This window comes from Brenneria nigrifluens DSM 30175 = ATCC 13028, from assembly GCF_005484965.1.
In the GTDB taxonomy this organism is placed as follows: Bacteria; Pseudomonadota; Gammaproteobacteria; order Enterobacterales; family Enterobacteriaceae; genus Brenneria; species Brenneria nigrifluens.
The window spans coordinates 905,231-930,938 of record NZ_CP034036.1 but is presented as its reverse complement, the minus strand read 5'-3'; the positions used below and the strand labels follow the sequence as shown (position 1 = coordinate 930,938).

The window sequence follows — 25,708 nt, the reverse complement described above, 5'->3', positions numbered from 1 at the left end:
GCCGTTCTCTGTTTTTGTCGTTGTCGGATACCACTTCCGACGGAATATGCGTATTATCCACAGATGCGAAGAGTAAAACGACCCTTATTAAACGGAACCGCGTTATGAGTGCAATCGCGCTTGGCATGATAGTAATCGCGTATCTGTGCGGCTCGATTTCCAGCGCGATTCTGGTCTGCCGGATCGCCGGGCTGCCGGATCCCCGCAAGCATGGTTCAGGAAATCCTGGCGCCACCAACGTACTGCGTATCGGCGGCAAGTCTGCCGCGGCCGCGGTGCTGGTCTTTGATATCCTGAAAGGGATGCTGCCCGTCTGGGCGGCTTATGCGCTGGGCATTCCCCCGCTGTACCTCGGTCTGACCGCCATCGCCGCCTGTCTCGGCCATATCTACCCGGTGTTTTTTCGTTTTCGCGGCGGTAAAGGCGTCGCCACCGCCCTCGGCGCCATTGCGCCAATCGGCTGGGACCTCACCGGCCTGATGACCGGCACCTGGCTGCTTACCGTGCTGCTCAGCGGCTATTCGTCGCTCGGGGCGATTATCAGCGCGCTGATCGCCCCGTTCTACGTCTGGTGGTTTAAGCCGCAGTTCACTTTCCCGGTCGCCATGCTCTCCTGCCTGATACTGATGCGCCATCACGACAATATTCAGCGTTTGTGGCGCGGGCAGGAAAGTAAAATCTGGAATAAGCTGCGCAGAAAAAAACAGACCACCGACGGTGAGCGCTGATGCGCGGTAAACACGGCGACAAGAGCTAGCCGGACAAGCGTGGCAACGCGCCCGCGGCTTCGTCCGTTCTCCTAAAAATCGGCGACTTTCTCTGTGAGTTGGCTATAATGACCGGCACTCCATTTCAGCTTTGAAGAGAAGGAAAGCGACATGAGTCTGAACAATGTCCCGGCAGGTAAAGATCTCCCGGAAGATATCTACGTAGTTATTGAAATCCCCGCTAACGCCGATCCGATCAAATACGAGATTGATAAGGATACGGGCGCGCTGTTTGTAGACCGTTTCATGTCTACCGCCATGTTCTACCCATGTAACTATGGCTACATCAACCACACGCTGTCGCTGGATGGCGATCCGGTTGACGTGCTGGTGCCGACCCCTTATCCGTTACAGCCGGGCTCCGTCATTCGCTGCCGCCCGGTCGGCGTGCTGAAAATGACCGACGAAGCCGGTGAGGACGCCAAGCTGGTCGCCGTTCCGCACAGCAAACTGACCAAAGAGTACGATCACATCAAAGACGTTAACGACCTGCCGGAATTGCTGCGCGCGCAAATCGGCCATTTCTTTGAACACTACAAAGATCTGGAAAAAGGCAAATGGGTTAAAGTCGAAGGCTGGGATAACGCCGCAGCCGCCAAAGCGGAAATCGTCGCCTCTTTCGAACGCGCCAAGAAATAAGCCCCGTCGTAAAAGCAAAAACACCACTTTTCCTCCATCATGCCGGCGTAAGCCGGCATGCATTCCGAAATATCTCTCGCCGCGCAATATCATCGCGCTTAACGTCATCTCATCCGTTTCAGAGGATAGCGCTGCGCATAACCATTTTTTAGTTTTCATATTAAAAATATACGCGTTCAGCGAGATTTTATATCGTTAATAATTAAATACCCTATGCAATACCAATCTTTTACTTTGACAATATCGGCGACCTCTTACAACGTAAACCTTCACGTTAATCCAGGCGGTTCTTTTTAATCTCCCGCTGAGTTTTTAGACATTTCACTACGGATAAACAGGCGGTTTTATGAATTACGGGTATGTTTTAGCACGGCGCTTGCTGCGTCCGGTCATCGCGTTGCTGGCGCTGGGAATATTCAGTCAGGCATTCGCAGAGGCACAGCCCCTCAAGCAGTTGAATATCGGCTTTCAAAAAGCCAATATTCTGGCGCTGCTCAAATCCCGCGGCACGCTCGACGAAGCGTTGAAACAGAAGGGCATCGCCACCCGCTGGATCGAGTTTCCCGCCGGTCCGCAGATGCTGGAAGGGCTCAACGTCGGCAGTATCGACCTTGCCGCCACCGGCGACGCTCCTCCCGCCTTCGCCCAGGCGGCCAAAGCGGATTTGGTTTATCTGGCGCACAACATCCCCAATCCAAAGACCGAAGCGATCGTGGTGCCGAAAGAATCGACGGTACAAAACGTAAAGGATCTTAAAGGCAAGCGGGTGGCCCTGAATAAGGGGTCGGATGTGAATTATCTGCTGATTGAGGCGCTGAAAAAAGCCGGGCTGTCCTATACCGATATCACGCCGGTCTACCTGACGCCCAGCGATGCGCGGGCGGCATTCCAGAATGGCAGCATCGATGCCTGGGTAATCTGGGACCCGTTCTATGCGGAGGTTGAAACCAACGCCGGCGCGCGCCTGCTTCAGGATGCCGAAGGTCTTGTACCGCACTACACCTTCTATCTCGCCAGCCGGCGATTCGCTGAGAACCATCCTGACATCGCCAGGTTGGTCATCGAACAGCTAGCGCAACTGAGCGTTTGGGCCAACGATAATCATGACGAAGTGGCGCAGGTGCTGTCGCAAAGTACCGGCCTGCCGCAACCGATATGGCTGCGGGCGCTGGCGCGTATGCCTTTCGATACGCAACGCATCACCGATGACGTTATCCGCCAGCAGCAGACGCTGGCCGATACGTTTACCGACGTAGGTTTGATTCCGGTGAAAGTCGACGTCAACCAGGCGCGCTGGTCGCAGGATAAACCCCAAGGCGCTAATCCATAACCGTAATACAACGGACGACGTTGCTGCGGTTAGTTAAAAACCGCTATCGCCGGCAATCGCAAACACGGCCTGCGCAGTGTTTGCGATGTTTCTTGATTGCGTCCCGCTACTCTTCTCCGTCGCGCTTCAGCCAGTCCCCGCTGGCGATACGCGGTAATCCTGCCACCGAGTGCTTGTAAAGATAGATCCAGGCGTTGCCCAACGGGGTGGCGATCAGTTCACGCTGATATTCGTGACCGTCCCGCTTTAGCGCATCCAGCTCGGCCAGTATTGACGAACTGATGCGATACACCTCGCAATAAATTTCCCCATTACCGGGCACCACCGCCGGGTAATGGCCTAGATCGTACAGCTCGAAGCCATCGAGCCGACAATCCCCCAGCCACTGGGCGTTGGTCATCCAGTGACTATTCCCCTGTTTGCGCCGTAAACTGCCGTAGACAATAATTCGCATCGCTAAAACTCAAACTGATAGAGCAGATCTAATGCCTGATCGATACCAGACACCGCTTCCAGGTATAGTTTTGGCATTAAACGATAACGCAGCGTCAACGTTGCCAAAGAATCAAATATGCCAACTCCGTATTTAACCTGCAGGCCGGGAAGGACGTAACCGCTGACCACCACTTGAGAATCGTCGCCAGCGCCTTGTGTATCCAAGGCTAAATTGCTTACGCCAAAAGCCTCGCCGATTTTACCCACAACTTGACCGCTTTGCGCAACCCCTAAACCAATAAGCATTGAGGTCATGGCCGCGCTGTCGGCTCCGCTGCTGTCGAGTCCCTCGCCTCTGAGCAGATAGGACAGGGCTTCCTGCTGCGACATGGTCGGATCGGAGAAAACCTCCAGCTTGGGCGCGCTCGCCGGCCCGGTGACGCGCACCCCGGCGGTGACGTCATCCGCGGTATTATCGGGATTACGCACGGCTTCAATATTGAGCAGAGGCTGATCCGCCGGGCCGGAGAACAGCAACTGCCCTTTCTGCACGATAAGATCCTGCCCGTAAGCCTTGAAACGCCCGGAAGGGATATCTATCTGTCCGTTCAGTCCCAGCCCGCGCTCATCCTGCACCATTTTCAGGTCGCCCTGCAAACGCGCCTTGAGTCCATAGGCATCCAGCCGCACGTCATTGCCGACGCGAATGGTCAGGTTGCTGTTGATCGGTATGGCGGCGGAGGCCGTCTCCAGCGGCTGACGCTGTTGGTCCAGCATCACCTCGTCCGATGATACCGCCACCGCGCTTTCCGGCAGCTCATTGACCACAATTCGCGCCCAGGGAATACTGACCGAGCCGTTTAACGCGAACAGTTGCGGCGTCGCCTCAAACACGATGTCGGGCGAAACGTCCAGACGCGCCATCGGCGGCACGGTAACCCTGATGCGCTGACCGATGGCAGCGATGCGCGCGCGCCAGGCGTCAGGCTGCGACCAGTCGGCGTTGCCGCCCAGGTTTAACTGTCCGTTATCGGTTTTCAGGAATCCCTGCAGCGTTGAGGACATGCCGCTGAAACTCACCGCCAGCCGTCCGTTGGTCAGATCGATCGGCATCCAGCTGCCGTCGACGTCAAGCCGCTCCAGCACCATCCGGCCGAATATCTGCGGACGTTGCGCATCCCCCGCCAGACGCAGATTGGCATTCAGTATGCCGGTGACCTTCTCCCCTTGTTGCAACACCGGGTTAAGCAGCGCCAGCGAAATATTATTGATGGTGACCGTGCCGCCGAGATTGCGCCTTCCCTGCGGATCGCTAATCTGCACGTCGCCGCTGAAGCGGCCGTTATCGCGGATGGCGATCAGCCAGCCAAGCTGCGCGCGACCGCCATCGATGCCGGCGTTCAGGGTTAAGGTATCAAAAGCGACGGGCAGCGTTTTCCCCTGAACCAACTGGCGGACATTGACCCCGTTGCCCGCCAGCGTTACTTTGGCCTGCGGCAAACTTTGTCCGGCCTGCCAGCTGACATCGGCCCCGCCGCTGAAAGTGCCCGCCAGTTGCGTCTCCTCGCTCAGGAAAGGCTTCAGCATGGCCAAATCAAAGCGGTTCAGACGGATGCTCGCCTGACCGCTCGACCCGGCCTCAATGGGTCTGGCGACGCAGAGCTCGGCATGGGGATTACGCCAGCAATGCGCGCCGACGGTGATTTTTTGCTGGGCGTTGAGGTAATCCAGCGCCACGGCCTGCGTCAGCCGCCACTCGCCGACCGGCGTATCAAAGCGGGTGTTATTCAGCGTACCGCGCCAACGCTGCGCCTGACGATCTAAGCTGCCGGAAAGCGCCAGCTGTCCCGCTACCGGTTCCCCCGACATATTCAGGCGCAGCTGATGCTGCTGCTCGTTGCCGTCGGCATTAAGGGTCAACAGCCCGATATTCAGGTCCGCCTGACGCAGTTGCTCCACCCGCAGCGCAATCTGCCCCTGAATCTGCTGTTCGGAGCGCACGTCGGCTTTCAGCGTAACGCGCTGAATCGCCATCTCCTGCCAGCGCAGCCCCGACGCCGTGATATCCGCCAGAATCTGCGGCGCGCGCAGGTGGCCGCGCAGCTTCAGCGTTCCGAGCGCCTGCCCGGCCAGACCGGGCAACAGGCCGGTGAGCGCCGGCGCATTGATATCCGCATCCAACTGCCATTTATCGCTGAGTTCGCCTTTCACGTTGAGCTGATTACGTCCCAGCGCCAGATTAAGGCCGGGGATCTGCCACTGACCGGCGGCATTGCCGCTTAGCTGACCTCTGGCGGTGAGCTTGTTCTGCTTCACGTTGCCGTCCAGACGCAGCTCCGGCACCCGCAACTGCCAACTGCCGCCATACAGGCTGCCGCGGACGGTCACTTTGCCGTCCACTTTCGCCGGCCAGTCGGGCCACTGTTTCGCCGTATTGATGCCGCTAAGCACCAGTTCGCTGCGCCAGCTGACCGCTTTACTCCAGTCCACTACGCCGCTCAGGTCGGCGTTCCCTTGCAGAGCCGACAACCGCAGGCGCTCCAGGTTAAATTGCTGTTCGTTCCCTTTGCCGTCCAGCGACAGCGCGGCGGGCGGCAGATCGGCGCCGCGAATATCGCCGCGCAGCGATAAGGCGTAATCCGTGGCCTTGCCGTTCAGGCGCAACAGCAGATTGTTCACCTGATATTGCGCGTCTCCCGTTAACGGCCAGCGCACCCGCTCGGTTTGCAGCGTCAGCGCCAGCGGCAGGCCAGCCTGCGCCAGTTCGGTCTGCAGAGTGAGCTGCGCCCGCTGCGGGCCGGATAAATTAAGCGCCACGTTCAGCTGTTCGCGCAGCCCGCCGTCCACGGTCAGCTTGAGTTTTTCCCCTTTCAGCGGATCGACGTTCAGCACGCCATTCGCCGTCAGGGAAACCGGCCAGCTCTCGCTCAGGGTGGCCGCGCCGCGCATATTCAGCCCCCCCTGCGGCGACTGAACCACAAACTTCTCCAGGTTAATACGCTGCTGCTGCGTGGATGCCTGAATCAGCAGATTGGAAATCAGGATCTCCTGGTCACCCGTCAGCCGCAGCTGTTCGCCGTGAATTTCCGCGATATTCACATCCAGCGGCAAGGTGAATGACGGCAAGTCGGGTAATAAGGGTTTGGAGAACAGCTCAGCCAGCCGCTCGCCGAGCGGTTGTTCGGGCAAGGCGTCCGTTTCCGCGGCCGGCTTAACAGGCGCCGCCCCGTTATCGCCGGCGGCGGAAAGCGTCTTATCTATCTGAATCGGCTGCGTCGTTCCCTTTTCAACCGCTTCGCGCACCTCGGCCGCCGTTTGCTTGACCACCGCCGCCACTTCCTGCGCCGTCACTTTTCCGTCTTCCAGCAGGTTGACGGGCGTTTTCGGCAAGGCCACCAGCAAAGCGCTGATGCTGGTCGGCAGCAGCGTCAGCCTCCGTTCTTCCCACTGCATGCCGGTACGGAATTCCCCCAGCGACACCGCCGTGCCGTCCACGGTGACCTGCACATTGTTCAGGGTCAGCTGACGCAAAGAGATCGGAAACGGCGCCGACAGCTCGGTCAGCGGCTCGCCGGGCGGCGCGGGCTCATCCGCCGCCGGCAGCGATTGGGTATCCACCGCCACATCAATATTCCGCGCCGACAAATCGTTGATACACAGCTGGCCTCGCCGTAAACACCCCGGCGCCAGCGATAAATGAAACTCACCCGCCTTAACCGTGACGCCCGGCATTTGATAGCTGACGTTTTTCAGCGTCAGATCGCGCCAGCCGCCGCTGACGCCGGCAATCTCCAGCCCCGGCACCACGCGCGTCGCGCCATTCAGCAACAGATGCAGACCCGGCGTGGTCGCCACCAGCACCACCACCGCCGCCAGCAATAACAGCAGGAAAGCGACAATGCCGATGGCGATTTTTTTCATCAGGCCCGTTTTAGTTATCAGACTCATAGTTCAGGCCCCAATGCGATATAGAATTGCACGTCATTTTTTTCCGCATCGCCAATCGGCGTGGCGATGTCGAGCTTCACCGGACCGATGGGCGAAGCCCAGCGAACGCCGACCCCCGTCCCGGTTTTAAAGTCGCTCTGTTTGATGTCGTTGACGGCCTCGCCCGAATCCACGAAAACCGCGCCCCACCACTTGCCGCTGACGTTGTACTGATACTCCAGCGATCCGGTCGCCAGTTTGGACGCCCCGGTCAGTTTATCTTCGCTGTCGCGCGGCGAGATGGATTTGTACTTGTAACCGCGAATGCTGCGATCGCCCCCGGCGAAGAACCGCAGCGAGGGGGGAACGCGGGAGAAATTGTTGGTTTCAATCCACCCCAGGTTGCCGCGGGCGACGAAACGGTGTTTCTCCGCCAGCGTGCGGATCCACACGTTCTGCGCCTGGAAGATGGTAAAATCGATATCCGATCCCCACAGGGTGTCGGAAACATCGATAGAGTAACGCTGAGTGTCTCCCCATACCGGCATCAGCCCGCCGCGCTGGCGGGTGCGGTTGATACTCACGCCGGGATAGATAAGCATGGTGGTGTCGGTCACGCTGCCCTGCGTAAAGTGGTCGAGGCTCCAGCGCAAATTGACGGCCCGCTGCCAGCCGCTGGACAAGTCCCAGTAACGCGCCACGTTCAGCGTGGTCGAGTCAGACTTGGTATCATTGAGATCTTCACGCTTGAATCCGCCCTGCAACAGGTAATACTGCTCTAGCGGGTTCTTCAGTAAAGGAATTTTGTAACTCAGATCGAGCGACTGCTCCGGCGCGGAGACGCTGAGGCTGCTCTCCAGACTGTGTCCGCGCGAGTTCAGCCAGGGTTTATTCCAGGTGGTTTTGAAACGCGGCCCGACGTCGGTGGCATACCCTACCCCGGTCTCTATGCGGTTGCGGGTGCGCGGTGTTACCACCGCATCCAGCGGCAGAACTTTGCTTTCCTTCGACCGGCTGAAATCAGGCGCGACAACCACCGAGTTAAACCAGCCGGTTGCCGACAGGCGGCGGTTTAATTCGCCCAGACTTTCACTGCTGTACGGCTCGCCGTCACCAAACGGCACCAGATTTTGCAGGTAATCCTCACGGATTTGCGATCCCTGAAATTTAACCTCGCCAAAACGGTAGCGTTCGCCGCTGTCAAAATCGATATCCCAGAAAGCCTGGCGTTCCTCCTGAATGACGCCTAACCGGCTCTGCAAAAAATGGGCGTTGAAATATCCTTTACGCAGGGACAAACTATTCAACGAATTTTTAAAGCGGTCATAGTCCCCGTGATTCAGCACCGCGCCGCGTTCGGGCGTGCCGTCCCGCAGCAGTTGCCGATAGTCCTGGTCCTCGCGGGAGCCGCCGCGCAGCACAACGTTCACATCGGCTATTTTCACCGGTTCGCCGGGGGTCACGCTGGCAATCAGCACCGGACGTCCGCCGTTGACCGCCGGGCGGAATTCAAAAGCGATTTGCGGATCGTAATAACCCAGCGCGCGTAATCCCTGCCGGATGGCGTCGTCGACCCGATTGCGAAAGCGCCCGTCGGCATTGACTTCATCGACGGCGATGGTGGATAGGCGTATCCGCACGTTCTTTTGCAGCGCGCCTTCCAGTCCGACGACCTGCAGACGCACATTGGCGGCGGAACTCTCGCAAGGAAATAGCAGTATGCACAATAAACCCAAGGCAGGGCAACGTGGCGGGCAGAAGCCCAATAGGCTGGTTTTTGGTCCTGAAAAAATAGTCACTTAGCTTCCTGATCGCATCGTTCTGTCACATCTAATCCATAGCACCGTTTATGACATGGCGTTGTGCCGGTAAACACCCGCTCGCCTACCGCCGCGGGACGACGGAGGTAGCCGTCTATGTCGATAATGAAAGCATGTCATAAGCCTGCAGGAAATATTGATAATTCCCTTTAGCTATAGATTTTAACCTGTAAATTCTAAATTGCAGCGTTCCGCATATACATAACCTTAACATTAAACAGTTCGGGGCGATAAAGACAGGCCGAGACTTCTCGGTTATGCTCAGAAGAGATAAGTTTGATAGTGATGTCGGGAGAATAAAAGTGGTAGACAACGTAGATAAAACACAGCGCATCAAGCCGTCCGAGGCGCTGCCCGGACGCATCACGCCGATGCCGGTCGCCAGACTGCATGCCGTTAGCGAACACTCCATGACCCACGTTCCGGACAATATGGAGGTAGCGCTGTTTGCCATGGGATGTTTCTGGGGCGCCGAGCGCCTTTTCTGGCAGCTACCCGGCGTCTATAGCACCGCCGCGGGCTATACCGGGGGCTATACCCCCAACCCCACCTACCGCGAAGTTTGCAGCGGGAAAACCGACCATGCCGAAGCGGTGCGCGTCGTCTTTGATCCCGCGGTAATCAGTTATTCCCAACTGTTGCAACGCTTCTGGGAAAATCACGATCCCGCGCAGGGGATGCGCCAGGGCGGGGATATCGGCACCCAGTACCGCTCGGCCATCTACACGCTGACGCCGGAGCAGGAACAGGCGGCGCAAGAGAGCCGCCAGCGCTTCCAGCAGGCGATGAAGGAGAGCGGCGATAGCCGCGCCATCAGCACCGAAATCGTTCCCGCCGGCCCGTTCTATTACGCGGAGGATGAACACCAGCAATACCTGCATAAAAATCCGTACGGCTACTGCGGCCTGGGCGGCATTGGCGTCTGCCTGCCCCCGCAGCGTTGAGATCTGGCGGTAATTTCACCGCTCCTGCTATAATGCCCCGTTTATACCCAATAGATTTCAAGGTGCAGGAAGGCGGCAACCGAGTGAATCCCCAGGAGCTTACTCAAGTAAGTGACTGGGGTGAGTGAGGGCAGCCAACGCATCTGCAACTTGAAAGATGACGGGTAAAAATGATATGGGCCGACTCCCGGCCCTGTTAACGGCTTCTTGTGCGTTATTTGAAATGATTTGCCTTTCTGAGGATCGCCTTTCCCCATTCCGGGCCAAAGCGAAAATACTATGTTAAACAGTCTACTCATTATTATCGTCCTTATTGCCATCAGCGCGTTTTTCGCCCTTTCCGAAATATCGCTGGCGGCGTCCCGTAAAATAAAACTCAAGCTGCTGGCTGACGAGGGGAACCTCAACGCCGATATGGTGTTGAAATTCCAGGAAACGCCGGGGATCTTCTTTACCGTGATTCAGATAGGCGTCAACGCGGTCGCCATTCTGGCCGGGGTTATCGGCGACGCCGCCTTTTCCCCGACCTTCTCGCTGCTGTTTGAGCAATTCATGTCGCCGGAAGCCGCCGGCAAAGTCAGCTTTGTCTGTTCGTTCGTGCTGGTCACCAGCCTGTTTATTCTGTTTGGCGATCTCACGCCGAAACGCATTGGTATGATTGCCCCTGAGGCCGTTGCCATCCGCATTATCAACCCCATGCGCTTCTGTCTGTTCGTCTTCCGTCCGCTGGTATGGCTGTTTAACGGCCTGGCAAACGTGATTTTCCGGATGCTTAAATTGCCGATGGTGCGTAAAGACGACATCACCTCCGACGATATCTACGCGGTGGTGGAAGCCGGAGCGCTGGCGGGGGTGCTGCGCAAACAGGAACATGAGCTGATCGAAAACGTGTTTGAGCTGGAGTCGCGCACCGTGCCCTCTTCCATGACGTCGCGCGAAAGCGTGGTGTTTTTCGATCTGCATGAAGAGGAAGCGCAAATCAAGGAGAAGATTGCCCAGCAGCCGCACTCTAAATTCCTGGTGTGCGACGGCCATATCGATCAGATTATCGGCTATGTCGACTCCAAAGACCTGCTGATCCGGGTGCTGGGCAACCAGAGCCTGGAGCTGCACAGCGGCGTGCAGATCCGCCCGGCGCTGATCGTGCCGGATACCTTAACGCTCTCCGAAGCGCTGGAAAGCTTTAAAACCGCCGGGGAGGATTTCGCCGTCATCCTCAACGAGTATGCGTTGGTGGTGGGGATCATTACCCTCAATGATGTGATGACCACATTAATGGGCGATTTGATTGGTCAGGGGCAGGAAGAACAGATCGTCGCCCGTGATGAAAACTCCTGGCTGATAGAAGGCGGTACGCCGATAGAGGATGTGATGCGCGCGCTGTGCATCGACGACTTCCCCCACTCAGGCAATTATGAAACCATCGGCGGGTTTATGATGTACACCCTGCGTAAAATCCCCAAACGCACCGATTTCGTGCGCTTTTCCGGCTTCAAATTTGAAGTGGTGGATATCGATAGCTATAAAATCGATCAGCTGCTGGTCACCCGTCTGGAAGATAAATCCGCCGCCGGCGCTGCCAGAATAGATGAGAAAAAATAACAGCTGGCCGACAAACCTCTGTGCAGTGGCATGACCCAACCCTCCCCGTTCTCAGGGGAGGGAGTACGTTAGCGCTTGTGCTGTCAGCCCATCTCGGCCTGTAGCCTGATAACCTGCCGGTTGACTTCGGACATCACCAGCAGATGCCGCTTGTCCTGTGTCTTCGGCAATAAAATTTTGCCGTAATCGAATTCAAAAGCGCCGACGCCTTTAATGTACAGCCGTCCGCGAAACAGTGTCTTCACATACTTGGCGACCTTCATCGGGTTGTAACGTTCGAAGATCCTCATCATTTTTTACTCTCCTCCCGTTTTATTTTTCTACGCTCTTTCCATCACCGAAGCAGCTATAGGCTCAGAGCGTTACGGATACTGATAGTTAGTGCCGCGCAACGGTATTTAGTTCCCCCTCAATCAGTATTCTTCACTGCTTTTACAGATTTTTACAGAATACTCTTTACGCATTTCACTTACCGTCAGTATAAACCTTCAAAAGATAGGTGTTTGTGCGCTCCGGCACAGACGGCTAATTTACGTAACCAAGATGACAAAATAACGACGGTCGGCAATAGCGTTCGCGGCGTATAAGAAAGGAGGAGTGAAAGCAGGGAGTATTTACCGCGCGGGAAGCGCGGCAGGTTGCGCCCCTGCTGCATCAATCGGAAAATCAAAAACAGAAAAACTCAGAACAGCGATACGCGGAAACCGGGGTTGAGGAACGATTCCCGCGGCGTATAAGACAGGTCTTTTCCCTGCCAGTCATGAACCTGCGCGCCGGCGGCGATGGCAACCGCATGGCCGGCCGCCGTATCCCATACGTTGGTGGGTCCAAAGCGGGGATAAAGCTGAGCTTTTCCTTCCGCCACCAGACAAAATTTCAGCGACGATCCGATGGCAACCGTCTGATGCTCACCCAACTGGCTGAGATAATCTTTCAGTTCCTGATCCGCATGGGAACGGCTCACCACCACCAGCGGCGGACGCGCGTCATACACATTGATTTGCCGGCGTTCCCCTTTTTCCTCTTTCCACGCTTTCCCCTGCGCGGCGGCGTACATTACGTCGGTAACCGGGACATAGACCACGCCCAGCACCGGCTGCCCCTTTTCAATCAGCGCAATGTTCACCGTAAACTCGCCGTTGCGGCTGAGGAACTCTTTGGTGCCGTCGAGCGGATCGACCAGCCAATAGCGTTGCCAGTGCCTACGTTCCGACCACTGAGGGGGATCCTCTTCAGACAGTAACGGAATATCCGGAAATGCCGCCGCCAATCCTTCCTTAATGACCCGATGCGCCGCCAGATCGGCCGCCGTCACCGGCGAATCATCTTTCTTGCGCGTCACCTCAACGGGCTGATGCCCCTCATAGACCCGCATAATGGCGGCGCCAGCATCGCGGGCCAGTTGGCAAATAGGTTCTAGCATTTTCTACCTCGTCGTTACCGGTTATGCAGTGAAACGGCTAATCACCGCGTCATATATGCCTCATCCATATCATTATACAACGGGGATTTAAGGAGCCATGCATCGGTACATTCATTACCGGGAAATAGCCTCGTCCAGCTCGCGCACCAGATTCTTCAGCGTCTGCGACAGAACCTTTTGCGAGATCCCTTCCACATCGCGTTTTAACTGGTTAAAGCGCATGGGCCGCTCAACCAGAATATTCAGAATCAGTAGCGTCCATTTATCCGCCACCCGGTCCAGAATCATGCGCGCCGGGCAATGCTGCGCATAAACATCGTAAGGTTTTTTCATTCGCTGGCTTCCGTCGCGGTTACCTTTGGGATACCTGATAACTTAAAAGTGCTTTCTTAACAAAATCATGAGACTCCGCTATAGTCGCCATATTATAGAGGCTGTATCCATAAGAAAGCACGTATCGCCATGATGGATTTTGCCGTCGTTATGTCGGCGTGCATCTCATTCAAACTCAGAAAGTATGAGGCTTATTATGTCAAAAACCGTTGTGATCTATCATTCCGGCTACGGCCACACCCAACGTCTGGCCGATGCCGTTGCGCAAGGCGCCGGCGCCGAACTGATCGCCATTGATGCGGAAGGCAATATCGCTGAAGCGGATTGGGATAAACTGGCTGACGCCGATGCCATTATTTTCGGCACGCCGACCTATATGGGCGGCCCGTCCTGGCAGTTCAAGAAATTCGCCGACGCCAGCTCCAAACAGTGGTTTGCCGGCAAGTGGAAGAATAAAGTATTCGGCGGCTTTACCAATAGCGCCAGCCTGAACGGCGACAAGCAGGTTACGCTAATCTATCTACAAACCCTGGCTTCGCAGCACGGCGGGATTTGGGTCAGCCTCGGCATACTGCCGGCGAATACCAAAGCCGCCACGCGTAACGATATCAATAACCTCGGCGCTTCGGTCGGCCTGCTGGCGCAAACGCCGTCCGATGCCAGCGTGGATGAAGTGGTGGCGGGCGATCTGGCCACCGGGAAACTGTACGGTCAGCGCGTGGCGGAGATCGCCGCGAAGCTGGCAAAATAATCTCCGGCCGACCCCACCCCAACCCTCCCCTTCGCAGGGGAGGGAGTCGATCCAGCATCCCGGCAAGAGGCTCCCTTCGCAGGGGAGGGAGCCAGTTTAGCCGATCAGTGCCGGAACTGGCCGGGGCCGGGACCGTGGCGATCCGGGCCGTGACCGCGTTCGGGACCTCGTCCATGGCGGTAATCGCGGCGCGGGCCGCGGTCGTCCATATGCCGCGGACCACGGTGATGACGATTGTCGAAATGCCGCGGCCCGCGCTGATATTCACGCCACCAGCCGGGGTCACGCCAGCGCCAGCCATCCCAATAGTAGCCGTGACGGTTACGTTCGCCACGGTGATAGCCCCGGTATTCCCGCCACCAGCGCTCGCTGCGCCAGTCATAGCCATCCCAGTAATAACCGCGCCGATCGCGATCGCCGATATTCAGCGTCACGCCGGGCAGGATATCGATGCTGACGCTGCCGGCCTCTGCCGCCGGTGTCAAGGCGAACATGCCGACCAACAGGGTACTGACTAACAGTGGCTTAAACATAGGTCACTCCTTCCTTGCCGCTGCTGCGGATGGCAAAGATATACGGGGAATGCTTCAGCTCCACTATCAGATAAATACCCATTTGCACGGATTTACAGTTCTTAACGATTGGCACAGGGTTAGCGCCGGCCATGATGGAAAAAATTTTGCCGCACCTTATCCAGTGCATTCAATTAACAACTCCCCTTTTTTATGGTCACTAACTGCGCCGGCGAAAATAAAACGAATAGGGATATTTTATAAATAACCACAAGTTAGCCACCTGACGACGTCGTCGGGCAAACCGCACGAAATTTGTGCAGCCGTGTTCAACGACAGTGCGCCGCCATATGTTTTTACTATATGATTTATATTGGAAAATTAGCCATTGACAGCGCTTTGATTTGCTTTTTATAGTGATGGCAACTCTCCGCAAGACCGCCAATGACGTCGGTTTGTGGTGCAGGCAATAGAGCCCATGCAAGGTCTTAAGACTATGCCGGGCTCTTTTTTTTTGCTTATTTCCAGACCAACGCCAGGGGTATTTATGTCCAGAACAACAGGTAACTACGCCGCGCTGACGCTTGCGATCGCCTCCGCCTCCGCCTTTGCCGTGACCTTTTCAGGTATGGCGGCCGCAGCGGATAAACCGATAAAAATCGGCTTATTGGAAGATGCTTCCGGTAATTTTGCTCTGCCGGTTATTCCCAAGATCCATGCAACCGAATTAGCTGTCGAAGAAATCAATGCCCAGGGCGGTATTCTTGGCCGCCAGGTCGAATTGGTAAAATACGATACGCAATCCGACAATACCCGTTTTCAGCAGATGGCTCGCCGGTTAATCCGCACCGATAAGGTCGACGTTATTTTCGGCGCCTTTTCCAGCGCGTCGCGCGAAGCCATCCGGCCGATCATGGATCGGGAAAAACAGCTCTACTGGTACAACAACCAGTATGAAGGCGGCGTATGCGATAGCAACGTTTTCGTGACCGGCGCCGTCCCCGAGCAGCAGTTTTCCACCCTTATCCCCTGGATGATGGAAAAATACGGCAACAAGGTTTACACCATCGCCGCCGACTATAACTTCGGCCAGATTTCAGCGGAGTGGGTGCGCAAGATTGTCGAAGAGAACGGCGGCGCCATGGTCGGCGAGGAGTTTATCCCGCTCAGCGTCTCCCAGTTCGGACAAACCATTCAGAATATCCAGCAGGCCAAACCCGACTTTGTGATGACCCTGCTGGTGGGCGCCAACCAGTCCTCCTATTACGAGCAGGCGGCGGCGGCAAAGCTTAATCTGCCGATGGCCAGCTCCGTCAACGTGGCACAGGCCTACGAACATAAACGCTTCAAGGCGCCCGCGCTGAAAGATATGTACATTACCGCCAATTACATGGAGGAAGTGGATACGCCGGCCAGCAATGACTTTAAGCAGCGCTTCCGCGCCAAATTCCCCAATGAGCCCTATATCAATCAGGAAGCGGCCAACGCCTACGATGCCGTCTATCTGTACAAACTGGCGGTCGAGCGCGCCAACAGCACCGATCAGGTCGCGGTGCGCAAGGCGCTGGAAAGCGGGGATATCTGTACCGACGGCCCGTCCGGCAAGGTCTGTATCGATCCTAAAAGCCATCACCTGAGCCATACCATCTATCTGGCCCACGTCAAAGAAGATCACTCCGTCGAGATCCCCAAGGTCTGGCCCGACATCAAGCCTTACTGGCTGGGCGAGGCGGGCTGTAATCTGCCGGTGAAACCGGATACCAGCCAGTACACGCCGTCTAATCCGCCCAAGCCATAACCCGGCGGCTTACGGCCGGGGAAGCGTCGGCCACACGGCGCATCCCCGGTGTTATCCCTTTCTGACGGTGTCGCGCAGGGCACTAAGGATTCTCAGCAGATGCTCTCCTTTCTTTATTCGGTGATTTATCAGTTCGGAGACAACTTTGCCTATCTGGTGCTCGCGGCGCTGGGGCTGGCGGTGATCTTCGGCATGATGGGGGTCATCAATCTGGCGCATGGCGAATTCATCATGTGCGGCGCCTACGTCACCATCTCACTGAACAAATCCGGTCTGCCGCTGCCGTTGGCGATGCTGGCCGGTTCGCTGGCCGCCGCGTTCGCCGGCGGGGTCATCGAGCGGCTGGTGGTGCGTCATCTGTACCACCGGCTGTATGACTCGGTGGTGGCGACCTGGGCGATCAGCCTGATCGTGCAGCAAAGCATGCTGCTGCTGGCCGGTCCGTCGCTGGAAGGGCTGTCCACGCCTTTTGGCTCCTTTACGCTGGGCGGCTACTCCTTCGCCACCTACCGGGCGCTGTTGCCGCTGTTCGCCATCGCCATCCTGCTGCTGTTGTACTGGCTGTTCTTCCATACCAATTACGGCGTCTGCGCCCGGGCCACCATCCAGAATGCCCGCATGGCCGCCTGTCTGGGACTGGAAACCGACCGTCTCTATACCCAGACCTTCGCGCTGGGCGCCGGACTGGCCGGACTGGCGGGCGCCATCTACGCGCCGACGCTCACCGCCGTGCCCACCATGGGCAGCAGTTTTATCGTGCAGGCCTTTGTTTCCGTGGTGGTGGGCGGCGCCAACGTGCTGGTCGGCACCATTCCCGCCGCCATGACGCTGGGGGCGATCCAGACCGGGCTGAACGCCTGGTACGGCCAACTGGCCGGACAAATCGGTCTGCTGCTTACCGCCATGCTGGTCATCCGCCTGCTGCCGAACGGTGTGGGCAGCCTGTTTACCCGTCATCGCTAGGAGCCGACAGTGACCTCATCATCCATCCGTTTATCTATAGGCCCGGCGGGGAAACGCCCGCCGGCGCCCTGGGCCGGCGGCCTTATCCTGCTGGCCGCCCTGCTGTTGCCGCTGGGCGTCGACAGCGGCACCATCGGGGATTTCGCCTATTTCCTGCTGTGGACCTTCTGCGCCATCGGGCTGGCCGCCATGTGGGGCCACGGCGGGATCCTCTCCTTCGGCCAGACCGCCTTTTTCGGGCTGGCCGGCTACGCCTACGGCGTGTTGACGCTGAATTTCGGCGACGGCGCGCTCGCCACCTGGTCGGGATTGCTGCTGGCGCTGCTGCTGGCGGCGGCCGTCGCCGCCGCGCTCGGTTACCTGATGTTTTACGGCGGCGTGACCGGTATTTTCATCGGCATCGTCACGCTCTCTTTCACCCTGGTGCTGGAAACCTTTATGTCGCAGACCGCCGGGCCGCAGTGGACCATCGGCAGCGCCCGGCTGAACGGATTCAACGGCATGTCCGGCATGCCGCCGCTCTCGCTGCCCGGCGTTGACGGCGAATTGCTGGTGCTGGAAGGCAACGCCTTTTATTACCTGATTATCGTACTGCTGGCGCTGACCTACTGGGGCGTACGGCATTTATTACGCTCCGACTTCGGCCTGACGCTGGCCTCCATCCGCGAAAACCCGCGCCGGGCGGAAATGCTGGGGATCGATATCCGCCGCTATCAGCTGCTGGTTTTCGTGCTGGGCGGCGTACTGTCGGGGCTGTCCGGCGTGCTCTACACCCTGTGGGGGTCATATATAACGCCCTCGTCCATGGGGCTGACCGCTGCGGCCATGCCGGTTATCTGGGTCGCCACCGCCGGGCGTAAAAATATCTTCGGCACCATCGTCATTACCGCCCTGCTGGTCTGGCTCTCCCAGTGGCTGGCGGTTTACGGCAGCGAATACGCCATGATCCTGCTGGGCGCCATCCTGCTGTTTGTGGTGCTGGCCGCCCCCAACGGCATCCTGCCCTGGTTGGGCGACAGGATACGCCGGCTGATGCCGTCCGAACGCAACGCGGAGGACGCATGATGACGCAAGAGATCATTCTGGAAACGCAGGGGCTGGGCAAACGCTTCGGCGGCGCGCAGGTCATCAATCAGGTGGATATGCAGATCCGCCGGGGGGAAATCCGCTGCGTCATCGGTCCCAACGGGGCGGGAAAAAGCACCTTCTTCAAGCTGCTGACCGGCGAGCACGCGCCGAGCAGCGGCGAGATCCGCTTTTTCGGCCGGCGTCTTAATTCGCTGTCGCCGTTTCAGCGCATTCGCATGGGGATGAGCATCAAGTTCCAGATCCCCGGCATTTTTCCCGATCTGAGCGTCGAACAGCACCTGCAACTCTCCCTGCGCCATCTGCGGCCGGAAGTCCGCCACCAGCCGGAGAGTATCGATGCCCTGCTGCAACGCTTCAACCTGACCGGGGAATATCGCCAGTTGGCCGGCAACCTGTCCCATGGCAAAAAGCAGTGGCTTGAAATCGCCATGGCGGTTTCGCAGCAGCCCGTCCTGCTGATGCTGGACGAGCCGGTCGCCGGGCTGTCGGTGGAAGAAACCCATCTGACCGGCGAACTGATTAAACAGATGCGGCAGGACGGCCTGACGCTGGTGGTGGTGGAGCACGATATGACCTTTATCCGCCAGATTGCCTCCAGGGTGACGGTACTGCACGGCGGGCGGGTCTTTGCCGACGGCGAAGCCGAAGCGGTACTGGCCCAGGACGATGTAGCGGATATCTATTTGGGGAAAGCCGGATGAGCGACGACGTATTACTGCAGGTTAATGACATTACCGGCGGCTATGGCGGCGGGCTGGTGCTGAACGGCGCCACCTTCCAGCTGCATAGCGCGGAAGTGCTGGGGGTGATCGGCCGCAACGGCGTGGGGAAAACCACCCTGATGCGTTCGCTGATAGGCGCCGTTCCCGTCAGCCGGGGCCGTATTCTGCTGGGAGAGACGGAGATCACCCACGCCACGCCGCAGCGCCGCGCCCGGTTGGGCATCGGCTATGTGCCGCAGGGGCGCGAAGTGTTCTCCGGACTGACGGTGGCGGAGAATTTGCAGGTGGGGATGCAGTTCGTGCGCGAACACCGGGAATTCGCCAGCGACCTGCTGGCGCGGGTGCTGGACTACTTTCCCATCCTGCGCCAGCGGCTGAAGCAAAAGGCGGGCACCATGAGCGGCGGCGAGCAGCAGCAACTGGCGATAGCCAGGGCGCTGGTCGGCGCGCCGAAAGTCCTGCTGCTGGATGAGCCGTCGGAGGGCGTACAGCCCTCCATCGTCCACATTATCGCCGACACGCTGACGCGCATCGCCCGCGAGCTGCGGGTCGCCGTTATTCTGGTGGAACAGGATATCGCCATGATCCAGCGCGCCGCCCAGCGCTGCTGCGTGATGGATAAAGGCCGGGTGGTCGATACCCTGGACCAGCGGCAACTGTCGGACGATCTGCTGATGCGCCGCCATCTGGCGCTGTGACCCTCACCTGCGCCGCACAGGCGGCGCGATACCCTTTTTTGCACAGGAGTAGACAATGAAACAATGGCTGAAAAATTCCATCATGACCCAACGCGGGGTGGGCGCGCAGCGTAAGCCGGTTACCCATCATCTGACCGAAGAGATGCAGCAGGAGTTTCACTACACCATCGGCCCCTACTCCACCCCGGTGCTGACCATCGTTCCCGGCGATCGGGTGATTGTCGATACCCGCGACGCCTTTGAAGGCGCGATTCAGTCCGAACGGGATATTCCCAGCCAGCTGCTGAAAATGCCGTTCCTCAACCCGCAGAACGGCCCGATTATGGTCAAGGGCGCGGAAAAAGGCGACGTTCTGGCGGTGTATATCGAATCGATGCTGCCCAGGGGAGACGATCCGCACGGCATTTGCGCCATGATCCCCCATTTCGGCGGACTGACCGGCACCGACCTGACGGCAATGCTCAACGATCCGCTGCCGGAGAAGGTACGGCTGATCAAGCTGGACAGTGAAAAGGTCTACTGGAGCAAACGCCACACGCTGCCTTACAAACCCCATATCGGCACCCTGAGCGTGTCGCCGGAAATCGACTCCATCAACTCGCTGACGCCGGATAATCACGGCGGCAATATGGACGTCCCCGATATCGGCCCCGGCAGCATCACCTATCTGCCGGTACGCTCGCCGGGCGGACGTCTGTTTATCGGCGATGCTCACGCCTGCCAGGGCGACGGCGAAATTTGCGGCACGGCGGTGGAATACCCTTCGGTCACCACCATCAGGGTGGATCTGATCAAAAACTGGTCCATCAGTTGGCCGCGCATGGAAAATGATACCTCCATCATGAGCATCGGCAGCGCCCGGCCGCTGGAAGACGCCACCCGCATCGCCTACCGCGATCTTATCTACTGGCTGGTGGAGGATTTTGGTTTCGAACAGTGGGACGCCTATATGCTGCTGAGTCAGTGCGGCAAAGTCCGGCTGGGGAATATGGTGGACCCGAAATACACCGTCGGCGCCATGCTCGACAAAACGCTGCTGGCGCATTAATGATTCCCGCTATCGCGGCGAATCGCGCCGGGCCACGTTCCGCAACCAACATTAAGCGAGTCAATATGGGGTCGGCCACACCAATCACCATCGGTTTACTCTACTCGTCCAGCGGCGTGACCGCCGCGCAGGAGCAATCGCAACTGCGCGGCGCAACCCTGGCAATCGAAGAAATCAATCTCGACGGCGGCATCAACGGCCGTCCGCTGCAGGCCATTCATCTCGATCCGCACTCCGACAACGCGCGCTTCCGGGCGCTGGCGGAACAGTTGATCGTCGAACATCACGTCAATGTGATCTTTGGCGGCTATACCTCCAGCAGCCGCAAGGCGATGTCCCCCATCGTGGAGAAATACCAGAAGCTGCTGTTTTACTCCCAGCTCTATGAAGGGTTCGAATTCTCCGAGAACATCTTTTACGGCGGCGCGGCCCCCAACCAGAACTGCGTCCAGCTGGAGGATTACCTGACCAGCCATTTCGGCGCCAGGGTGTATATGATCGGCTCCCGTTACGTTTTCCCCTACGAATGCAACCGCAATATGCAGGAACTGCTGTTGCAGCGGGACGACGGCGCGGTGATCGGCGAACGCTATCTGGACCTTAATGCGCCGTATGAGGCTTTCCTGCCGGTACTGGAAGAGATCCGCAAAAAACAGCCGGACTTTATCTTCAGTACGGTCATCGGCCAGACCGTGCCCTACCTTTACCGCGCCTATCACGAGGTGGGGCTCGATGCCGCGCGGACCCCCATCGGCAGCCTGAATACCTCTGAAACCGAAATCGCCATGATGGGCGCCGAACTGGCGGCAGGACACTTCACCTCCTCGCCCTATTTCCAGAGCCTGCAAACCCGCGCCAACCTGGCCGCGCTGGACAAATTTCAGCAGATGTTCGGCCCGAACCTGACCACCGATATGAACTGGGAAGCGACTTACAGCCAGATGCACCTGTTCGCCAACGCCATGCGGGAGTGCGGCAGCGACGCCATGCCGTGTTTATCCTCCGCTCTGCGGGGCAGCGAATTCGATTCCCCGCAGGGCCGGATCAGGATCGATCCGCTGAACCAGCATACCGGGCTTTACCCGCGCATCGGCAAAGCCGACGCCGCCGGGCAATTCACCATCGTGCGGGAATCCCGGCGCATCGTGGCGCCCGATCCTTATATGACCAATCAGGTTCAGGGAGACTGGGTCACCAAACTGACAAAAGTGGAGTATCCCGATGCGCCGTAACGACTCCCGCAACAGCGCCACCGCTCTGCTCCTCAGCCGGGGGATCCGCTGCGTGGTGCTGCATCCCGATGATGAAGATGGTGAAACCCTGACCCGTCATCTGCGACGCATGGGATTCAAAGTCAGGGCATTCTGGCCGATACCGGAACAGCTTCCCGCCGATACCGATCTGATCTTCTTCGCCCCGCAGTCTGACCAGCCGGAACCGGAAGTCCCCTGGCTGGATCACGCCCGGCATGCGCTGATTTCGATCATCGCCTATGAAAATCCGACCTTTATCGATCAGGCGCTGCACATGGGGGCCGGAGCGACCATCACCACCCCGATCCGCGCTTCCGGCCTGCTCTCATCGATGGTGGTGGCGTTGCACCACCGGCAACAGCAGCAGCGGATGATGGAGCGCATCGAACGCCTGGAAAAGAAGATGCTGGGGATCCGCCAGGTCAGCGAAGCCAAAGCGATATTGATGCGCATACACGGCATCAGCGAGGAGCGGGCCTATGAAATCCTGCGCCAGCAGGCGATGGATAAACGCATCACGGTAGAGGAGATCTCCAGCGTACTTATCCAGGCCAACGACGTTTTTTCCATGACCGCGCCGATCAAGAAAGCGTGAAGCGCCTAGCGCCGTCACGGGTTTATTTTTCCTGCCGCGCCGCCGCTTGCGCCGGTCGGCGCGGCAACATTAACCGTTAGTAAGGATTCGTCATGTCAACAGCTCCTTTTCTCGCCGCCGCCGTCCAGTTCGAACCGGCGATGTTCGCCAAAGAAGAGAATATCGTCCGCCTGCTGGATCTGGTGGAACAGGCCGCCCGCCAGGGGGCCAAACTGATCACCACGCCGGAGATGGCGACGACCGGCTACTGCTGGTATGACCGCCGGGAGATCGCCGACCAGGTGGAAACCGTGCCCGGCGCAACGTCGGCGCGTTTTAGCGAACTGGCGCGGCGCTATCAGTGCCATATCGTGCTGGGAATGCCGGAAGTGGATGCGGAAAGCCAACTGTATTACAACAGCGCGCTGCTGATCGGCCCGCAGGGGGTGATCGGCCGCCACCGCAAAAGCCACCCCTATATTTCCGAACCCAAGTGGGCGGCGGCGGGCGACGTCGGGCATCAGGTGTTTGATACGCCGCTCGGCAAGATCGGCATTCTGATCTGCATGGATATCCATTTCCCCGAAACCGCCAGACTGCTGGCGCTGGCGGGGGCGGATATCATCTGTCACGTCAGCAACTGGCTGGCGGAACGCGCCCCGGCGCCCTACTGGATCAGCCGCGCCATGGAAAATAGCTGCTATCTGCTGGAAAGCAACCGCTGGGGGCTGGAGCGCGGCGTGCAGTTCAGCGGCGGCAGCGGGATTATCGCCCCGGACGGCGCGATAGTAGACGTGGTGGATAACGGGGACGGCATTGCTTACGGCGAGATTGACGTGCGGCTCAGCCGCCGGCGTCAGGTATTGGGCGAACCGGTGTTCGCCCAGCGGCGGCCGCAGGAGTACCACGCGCTGCTTAGCGACAGCTTTCTGTGGAACCCGGCGGATTTCTTCGGCCTCTACGGCCATCATCCCCTGCCGGCGGGCAAACAGAGCCGTATTACCGTCTGCCAGTTCTCCCCCGCCGATAGCGTTGAGGAGAATCTCGCCCAGATTGTGGCGCTGACGCAGGAGGCGGTCGACCGGCAACAAAGCGAACTGCTGGTGTTTCCCGAAATGGCGCTGACCGGCCATGGCGCGCCGCAAACCAACGCCCAGACGCCGGACGCCCCGGCGCTACGGTCATTGATCCAGTTGGCCATAACGCTGCGGGTGTATCTGGTGGTCGGCATGGCGGAACGACAGGAAGAGAAATATTACAACACCCAGGTACTGCTGGGGCCGGAAGGGATGATCGGCAGCTACCGCCAGATGCATCTGCCCCTGGCCTATCAGTCGTGGGCGACGGCCGGCGAACGGTGGCGCGTATTCGATACGCCGCTGGGGCGCCTGGGCCTGCTGTCGGGCAATGACGCGTTGTTTCCCGAATCAGGCCGAATTCTCACCCTGATGGGCTGCGACATCGTGGCCTGTTCGGCCGCGCTCGGCGACGGTTTCGTCAGCGGCCACGGCGGTAGCCAGGTTGCGCAAAATTACCCGATCCCGGTGGGGGCCGATCCGCTGCACTGGCATTTGTTGCGCACCCGCGCCGGTGAAAACAATTTCTATCTGGCCTTTGCCAACAGCCTGGACACGCACCGCCAGCGCGGCGGATACAGCGGGATATTCGGACCGGAAACCTTCGCCTTCCCGCGGCATGAACGGGTGCTGTGGCAGGAGCCGGGCATCGCGACCCTGACCGTCGATACCGCTTCGTTGGCGGACAGCCCGGTGCCGACGAACGCCGTCAGGCGCAAGGATCTGGTGGCGATGCGTCAGGTGCATCATTACCGGCCGCTGCTGCTCGATCAACGCTAACCCGCACGCTGATAAGGCCCTTAGCCGACGACCGTTTTGTTGACGCATTCTTTGTTGCCGAACCGCATCCCAAAAGTTGCACGCCAGCTTATTAAGGTGCGGTTTTTTATCAAACCGGCATCTGACATCTTTTCGGCGTACCGGGCGATTACAATCTGCAATTTCTCGATTACGTGATTAACCATAAGCAGATCGCCTGGGTCGGCTGCGCCAACGAACTGAATGCCGCCTATACCGCCGATGGATATGCCGGAGTTGCTACAGGCCGTTTCCCTATCCCTTGAACGGCGCAACAGGGCACATTGAGCTGAAAAAGGCGCTCAGTGAGCGCCTTTCCCGTTGTTGCATTAAGCGAGCTTACAGAATTTCCAGCAGCTCGACTTCAAAAATCAGGGCGCTGAACGGCGGAATAGACGCGCCGGCGCCGCGTTCGCCATAGGCCAGATTGTGCGGGATATACAGCTCCCACTTGGAGCCGACCGGCATCAGGGTCAAGGCTTCAATCCAGCCGGGGATCACCCCGCTGACCGGGAATTCGGCGGGCTGGCCGCGTTCGACCGAGCTATCAAACACGCTGCCGTCAATCAGGCGGCCGGTATAATGAACGCGCACCCGATCCTGACGCGACGGGATCTCTCCGTCGCCCTGAGTCAGTACGCGGAACTGCAAGCCTGATTCGGTGCTGCTCACGCCCTCTTTCTGCGCATTCTCCGCCAGGAACTGCTGTCCTTCAACCGCCAGCGTCTGCTGACGCTCGCGGCGCACGGCGTCGGCGCGTTCATGCACCTCACGCAGGGCGCGGTGAACCACATCCACCGGGACCGCCGGCACATTGCCTTCCAGCGCATCGCGCAAACCGGCGACCAGGGCTTCCGGGATCAACCCTTCCAGACCAGATTCCTGTAGCTGTTGACCCACCTGTAAACCGATGCCGTAACTTGCCTGCGCCTCGACGCTATCAAAAGAAGGGGTTGTCATGCATGTTCCTTTTAAACTGTAAAAAACCGAAAGCGCAGCATAACAGCGCCGGAGATTAGGGTAAAATCCTGTGTGCGGATGAATAACTTTATCTGCTAATCGATGGGGTAATTCCGGCTCACTGGCCTATACTGGAAATTCAGAACATTCTGTACTTCTGTTTCCTTAAGCATCAAAGAGTTAGCTGGTTATTATCCGCTTGTTACCGATATACTAACCTGTTTCCATTTATATACCGTTGCAAGA

The 25,708-nt window shown here is 58.3% G+C and carries 22 protein-coding genes and 2 pseudogenes; 16 read left to right on the top strand and 8 right to left on the bottom strand.

Annotation, left to right across the window (positions count from 1 at the left end; genetic code table 11):
* Window positions 1-104 precede the first annotated feature (104 nt).
* The 3 genes from plsY (at window position 105) to EH206_RS04230 (ending at window position 2,736) form a co-directional block, all read left to right on the top strand.
* On the top strand, window positions 105-728 hold the full coding sequence (gene plsY, locus EH206_RS04240; protein ID WP_009111583.1) for a glycerol-3-phosphate 1-O-acyltransferase PlsY: 624 nt from the start codon (window positions 105-107) through the stop codon (window positions 726-728).
* Between the two features lie 150 nt (window positions 729-878).
* Window positions 879-1,406, top strand: coding sequence for an inorganic diphosphatase (gene ppa, locus EH206_RS04235; protein WP_009111582.1), 528 nt, complete (start codon window positions 879-881; stop codon window positions 1,404-1,406).
* Window positions 1,407-1,752: 346 nt separating this feature from the next.
* Window positions 1,753-2,736 (top strand): sulfonate ABC transporter substrate-binding protein, encoded by a 984-nt coding sequence (locus tag EH206_RS04230; RefSeq protein ID WP_009111581.1) that lies wholly within the window; start codon window positions 1,753-1,755, stop codon window positions 2,734-2,736.
* Between the two features lie 106 nt (window positions 2,737-2,842).
* Here EH206_RS04230 and EH206_RS04225 read toward each other — a convergent pair whose 3' ends face one another.
* From EH206_RS04225 to tamA, 3 genes are read right to left on the bottom strand one after another with little or no spacing between them, the layout of a single operon-like run.
* Window positions 2,843-3,190, bottom strand: coding sequence for a gamma-glutamylcyclotransferase family protein (locus tag EH206_RS04225; RefSeq protein WP_009111580.1), 348 nt, complete (start codon window positions 3,188-3,190; stop codon window positions 2,843-2,845).
* 2 nt (window positions 3,191-3,192) lie between these two features.
* The gene (gene tamB / locus EH206_RS04220) at window positions 3,193-7,119 is read right to left on the bottom strand and encodes an autotransporter assembly complex protein TamB (RefSeq protein WP_009111579.1); all 3,927 of its coding nucleotides are present in this window, start codon (window positions 7,117-7,119) and stop codon (window positions 3,193-3,195) included.
* Window positions 7,116-8,834 (bottom strand): autotransporter assembly complex protein TamA, encoded by a 1,719-nt coding sequence (tamA, locus tag EH206_RS04215; protein ID WP_136163861.1) that lies wholly within the window; start codon window positions 8,832-8,834, stop codon window positions 7,116-7,118. The genes tamB and tamA overlap by 4 nt, the downstream gene beginning before the upstream one ends.
* Before the next feature lie 386 nt (window positions 8,835-9,220).
* Between tamA and msrA the strand changes: the two genes are divergently transcribed.
* Both msrA and paeA read left to right on the top strand, forming a co-directional pair.
* Window positions 9,221-9,862, top strand: a complete 642-nt coding sequence (msrA, locus tag EH206_RS04210) for a peptide-methionine (S)-S-oxide reductase MsrA (protein ID WP_009111577.1) — start codon at window positions 9,221-9,223, stop codon at window positions 9,860-9,862.
* 279 nt (window positions 9,863-10,141) lie between these two features.
* Complete coding sequence (gene paeA, locus EH206_RS04205) at window positions 10,142-11,464, top strand: polyamine export protein PaeA (RefSeq protein ID WP_009111575.1); 1,323 nt, start codon at window positions 10,142-10,144, stop codon at window positions 11,462-11,464.
* An 83-nt stretch (window positions 11,465-11,547) separates the two neighbouring features.
* Here paeA and EH206_RS04200 read toward each other — a convergent pair whose 3' ends face one another.
* From EH206_RS04200 to EH206_RS04190, 3 genes and pseudogenes are all read right to left on the bottom strand, one after another.
* Window positions 11,548-11,754, bottom strand: coding sequence for a DUF1107 domain-containing protein (locus EH206_RS04200; protein ID WP_040343657.1), 207 nt, complete (start codon window positions 11,752-11,754; stop codon window positions 11,548-11,550).
* 392 nt (window positions 11,755-12,146) lie between these two features.
* On the bottom strand, window positions 12,147-12,887 hold the full coding sequence (cysQ, locus tag EH206_RS04195) for a 3'(2'),5'-bisphosphate nucleotidase CysQ (protein WP_009111573.1): 741 nt from the start codon (window positions 12,885-12,887) through the stop codon (window positions 12,147-12,149).
* A 138-nt stretch (window positions 12,888-13,025) separates the two neighbouring features.
* Window positions 13,026-13,220: pseudogene (locus EH206_RS04190) on the bottom strand (winged helix-turn-helix transcriptional regulator); the annotation flags it as partial.
* A 196-nt stretch (window positions 13,221-13,416) separates the two neighbouring features.
* On the opposite strand from EH206_RS04190, the gene EH206_RS04185 reads away from it, so the two are divergent.
* On the top strand, window positions 13,417-13,971 hold the full coding sequence (locus EH206_RS04185) for a flavodoxin family protein (protein WP_009111571.1): 555 nt from the start codon (window positions 13,417-13,419) through the stop codon (window positions 13,969-13,971).
* 104 nt (window positions 13,972-14,075) lie between these two features.
* Here the strand turns inward: EH206_RS04185 and EH206_RS04180 are convergent, their stop codons facing one another.
* On the bottom strand, window positions 14,076-14,504 hold the full coding sequence (locus EH206_RS04180) for a DUF2502 domain-containing protein (protein WP_009111570.1): 429 nt from the start codon (window positions 14,502-14,504) through the stop codon (window positions 14,076-14,078).
* 607 nt (window positions 14,505-15,111) lie between these two features.
* Here EH206_RS04180 and EH206_RS04175 point away from each other — a divergent pair.
* From EH206_RS04175 to EH206_RS04130, 10 genes and pseudogenes are all read left to right on the top strand, one after another.
* A complete protein-coding gene (locus tag EH206_RS04175) occupies window positions 15,112-16,281 on the top strand; it encodes an urea ABC transporter substrate-binding protein (RefSeq protein WP_198008336.1) in 1,170 nt (389 codons plus the stop codon).
* A 99-nt stretch (window positions 16,282-16,380) separates the two neighbouring features.
* Window positions 16,381-17,244, top strand: a complete 864-nt coding sequence (locus EH206_RS04170; RefSeq protein WP_009111567.1) for an ABC transporter permease subunit — start codon at window positions 16,381-16,383, stop codon at window positions 17,242-17,244.
* Window positions 17,245-17,280: 36 nt separating this feature from the next.
* On the top strand, window positions 17,281-18,309 hold the full coding sequence (locus tag EH206_RS04165) for a branched-chain amino acid ABC transporter permease (protein ID WP_369750664.1): 1,029 nt from the start codon (window positions 17,281-17,283) through the stop codon (window positions 18,307-18,309).
* A complete protein-coding gene (locus EH206_RS04160) occupies window positions 18,306-19,034 on the top strand; it encodes an ABC transporter ATP-binding protein (RefSeq protein WP_009111565.1) in 729 nt (242 codons plus the stop codon). Before EH206_RS04165 ends, EH206_RS04160 begins: the two co-directional genes overlap by 4 nt.
* A complete protein-coding gene (locus tag EH206_RS04155) occupies window positions 19,031-19,753 on the top strand; it encodes an ABC transporter ATP-binding protein (protein ID WP_009111564.1) in 723 nt (240 codons plus the stop codon). The genes EH206_RS04160 and EH206_RS04155 overlap by 4 nt, the downstream gene beginning before the upstream one ends.
* A gap of 55 nt (window positions 19,754-19,808) precedes the next feature.
* On the top strand, window positions 19,809-20,801 hold the full coding sequence (locus EH206_RS04150) for an acetamidase/formamidase family protein (protein ID WP_009111563.1): 993 nt from the start codon (window positions 19,809-19,811) through the stop codon (window positions 20,799-20,801).
* 65 nt (window positions 20,802-20,866) lie between these two features.
* Complete coding sequence (locus EH206_RS04145; protein WP_040343653.1) at window positions 20,867-22,033, top strand: transporter substrate-binding domain-containing protein; 1,167 nt, start codon at window positions 20,867-20,869, stop codon at window positions 22,031-22,033.
* Window positions 22,023-22,649 (top strand): ANTAR domain-containing response regulator, encoded by a 627-nt coding sequence (locus tag EH206_RS04140; RefSeq protein ID WP_009111561.1) that lies wholly within the window; start codon window positions 22,023-22,025, stop codon window positions 22,647-22,649. The genes EH206_RS04145 and EH206_RS04140 overlap by 11 nt, the downstream gene beginning before the upstream one ends.
* Window positions 22,650-22,741: 92 nt before the next feature.
* Complete coding sequence (locus EH206_RS04135) at window positions 22,742-24,484, top strand: nitrilase-related carbon-nitrogen hydrolase (protein ID WP_009111560.1); 1,743 nt, start codon at window positions 22,742-22,744, stop codon at window positions 24,482-24,484.
* Window positions 24,485-24,609: 125 nt separating this feature from the next.
* A pseudogene (locus EH206_RS04130) lies at window positions 24,610-24,744 on the top strand (thiamine pyrophosphate-binding protein); the annotation flags it as partial.
* Window positions 24,745-24,841: 97 nt separating this feature from the next.
* On the opposite strand, the gene bamJ reads toward EH206_RS04130, so the two are convergent.
* On the bottom strand, window positions 24,842-25,462 hold the full coding sequence (gene bamJ, locus EH206_RS04125; RefSeq protein WP_009111559.1) for a BamJ family beta-barrel-assembly machinery protein: 621 nt from the start codon (window positions 25,460-25,462) through the stop codon (window positions 24,842-24,844).
* Window positions 25,463-25,708: the final 246 nt, after the last annotated feature.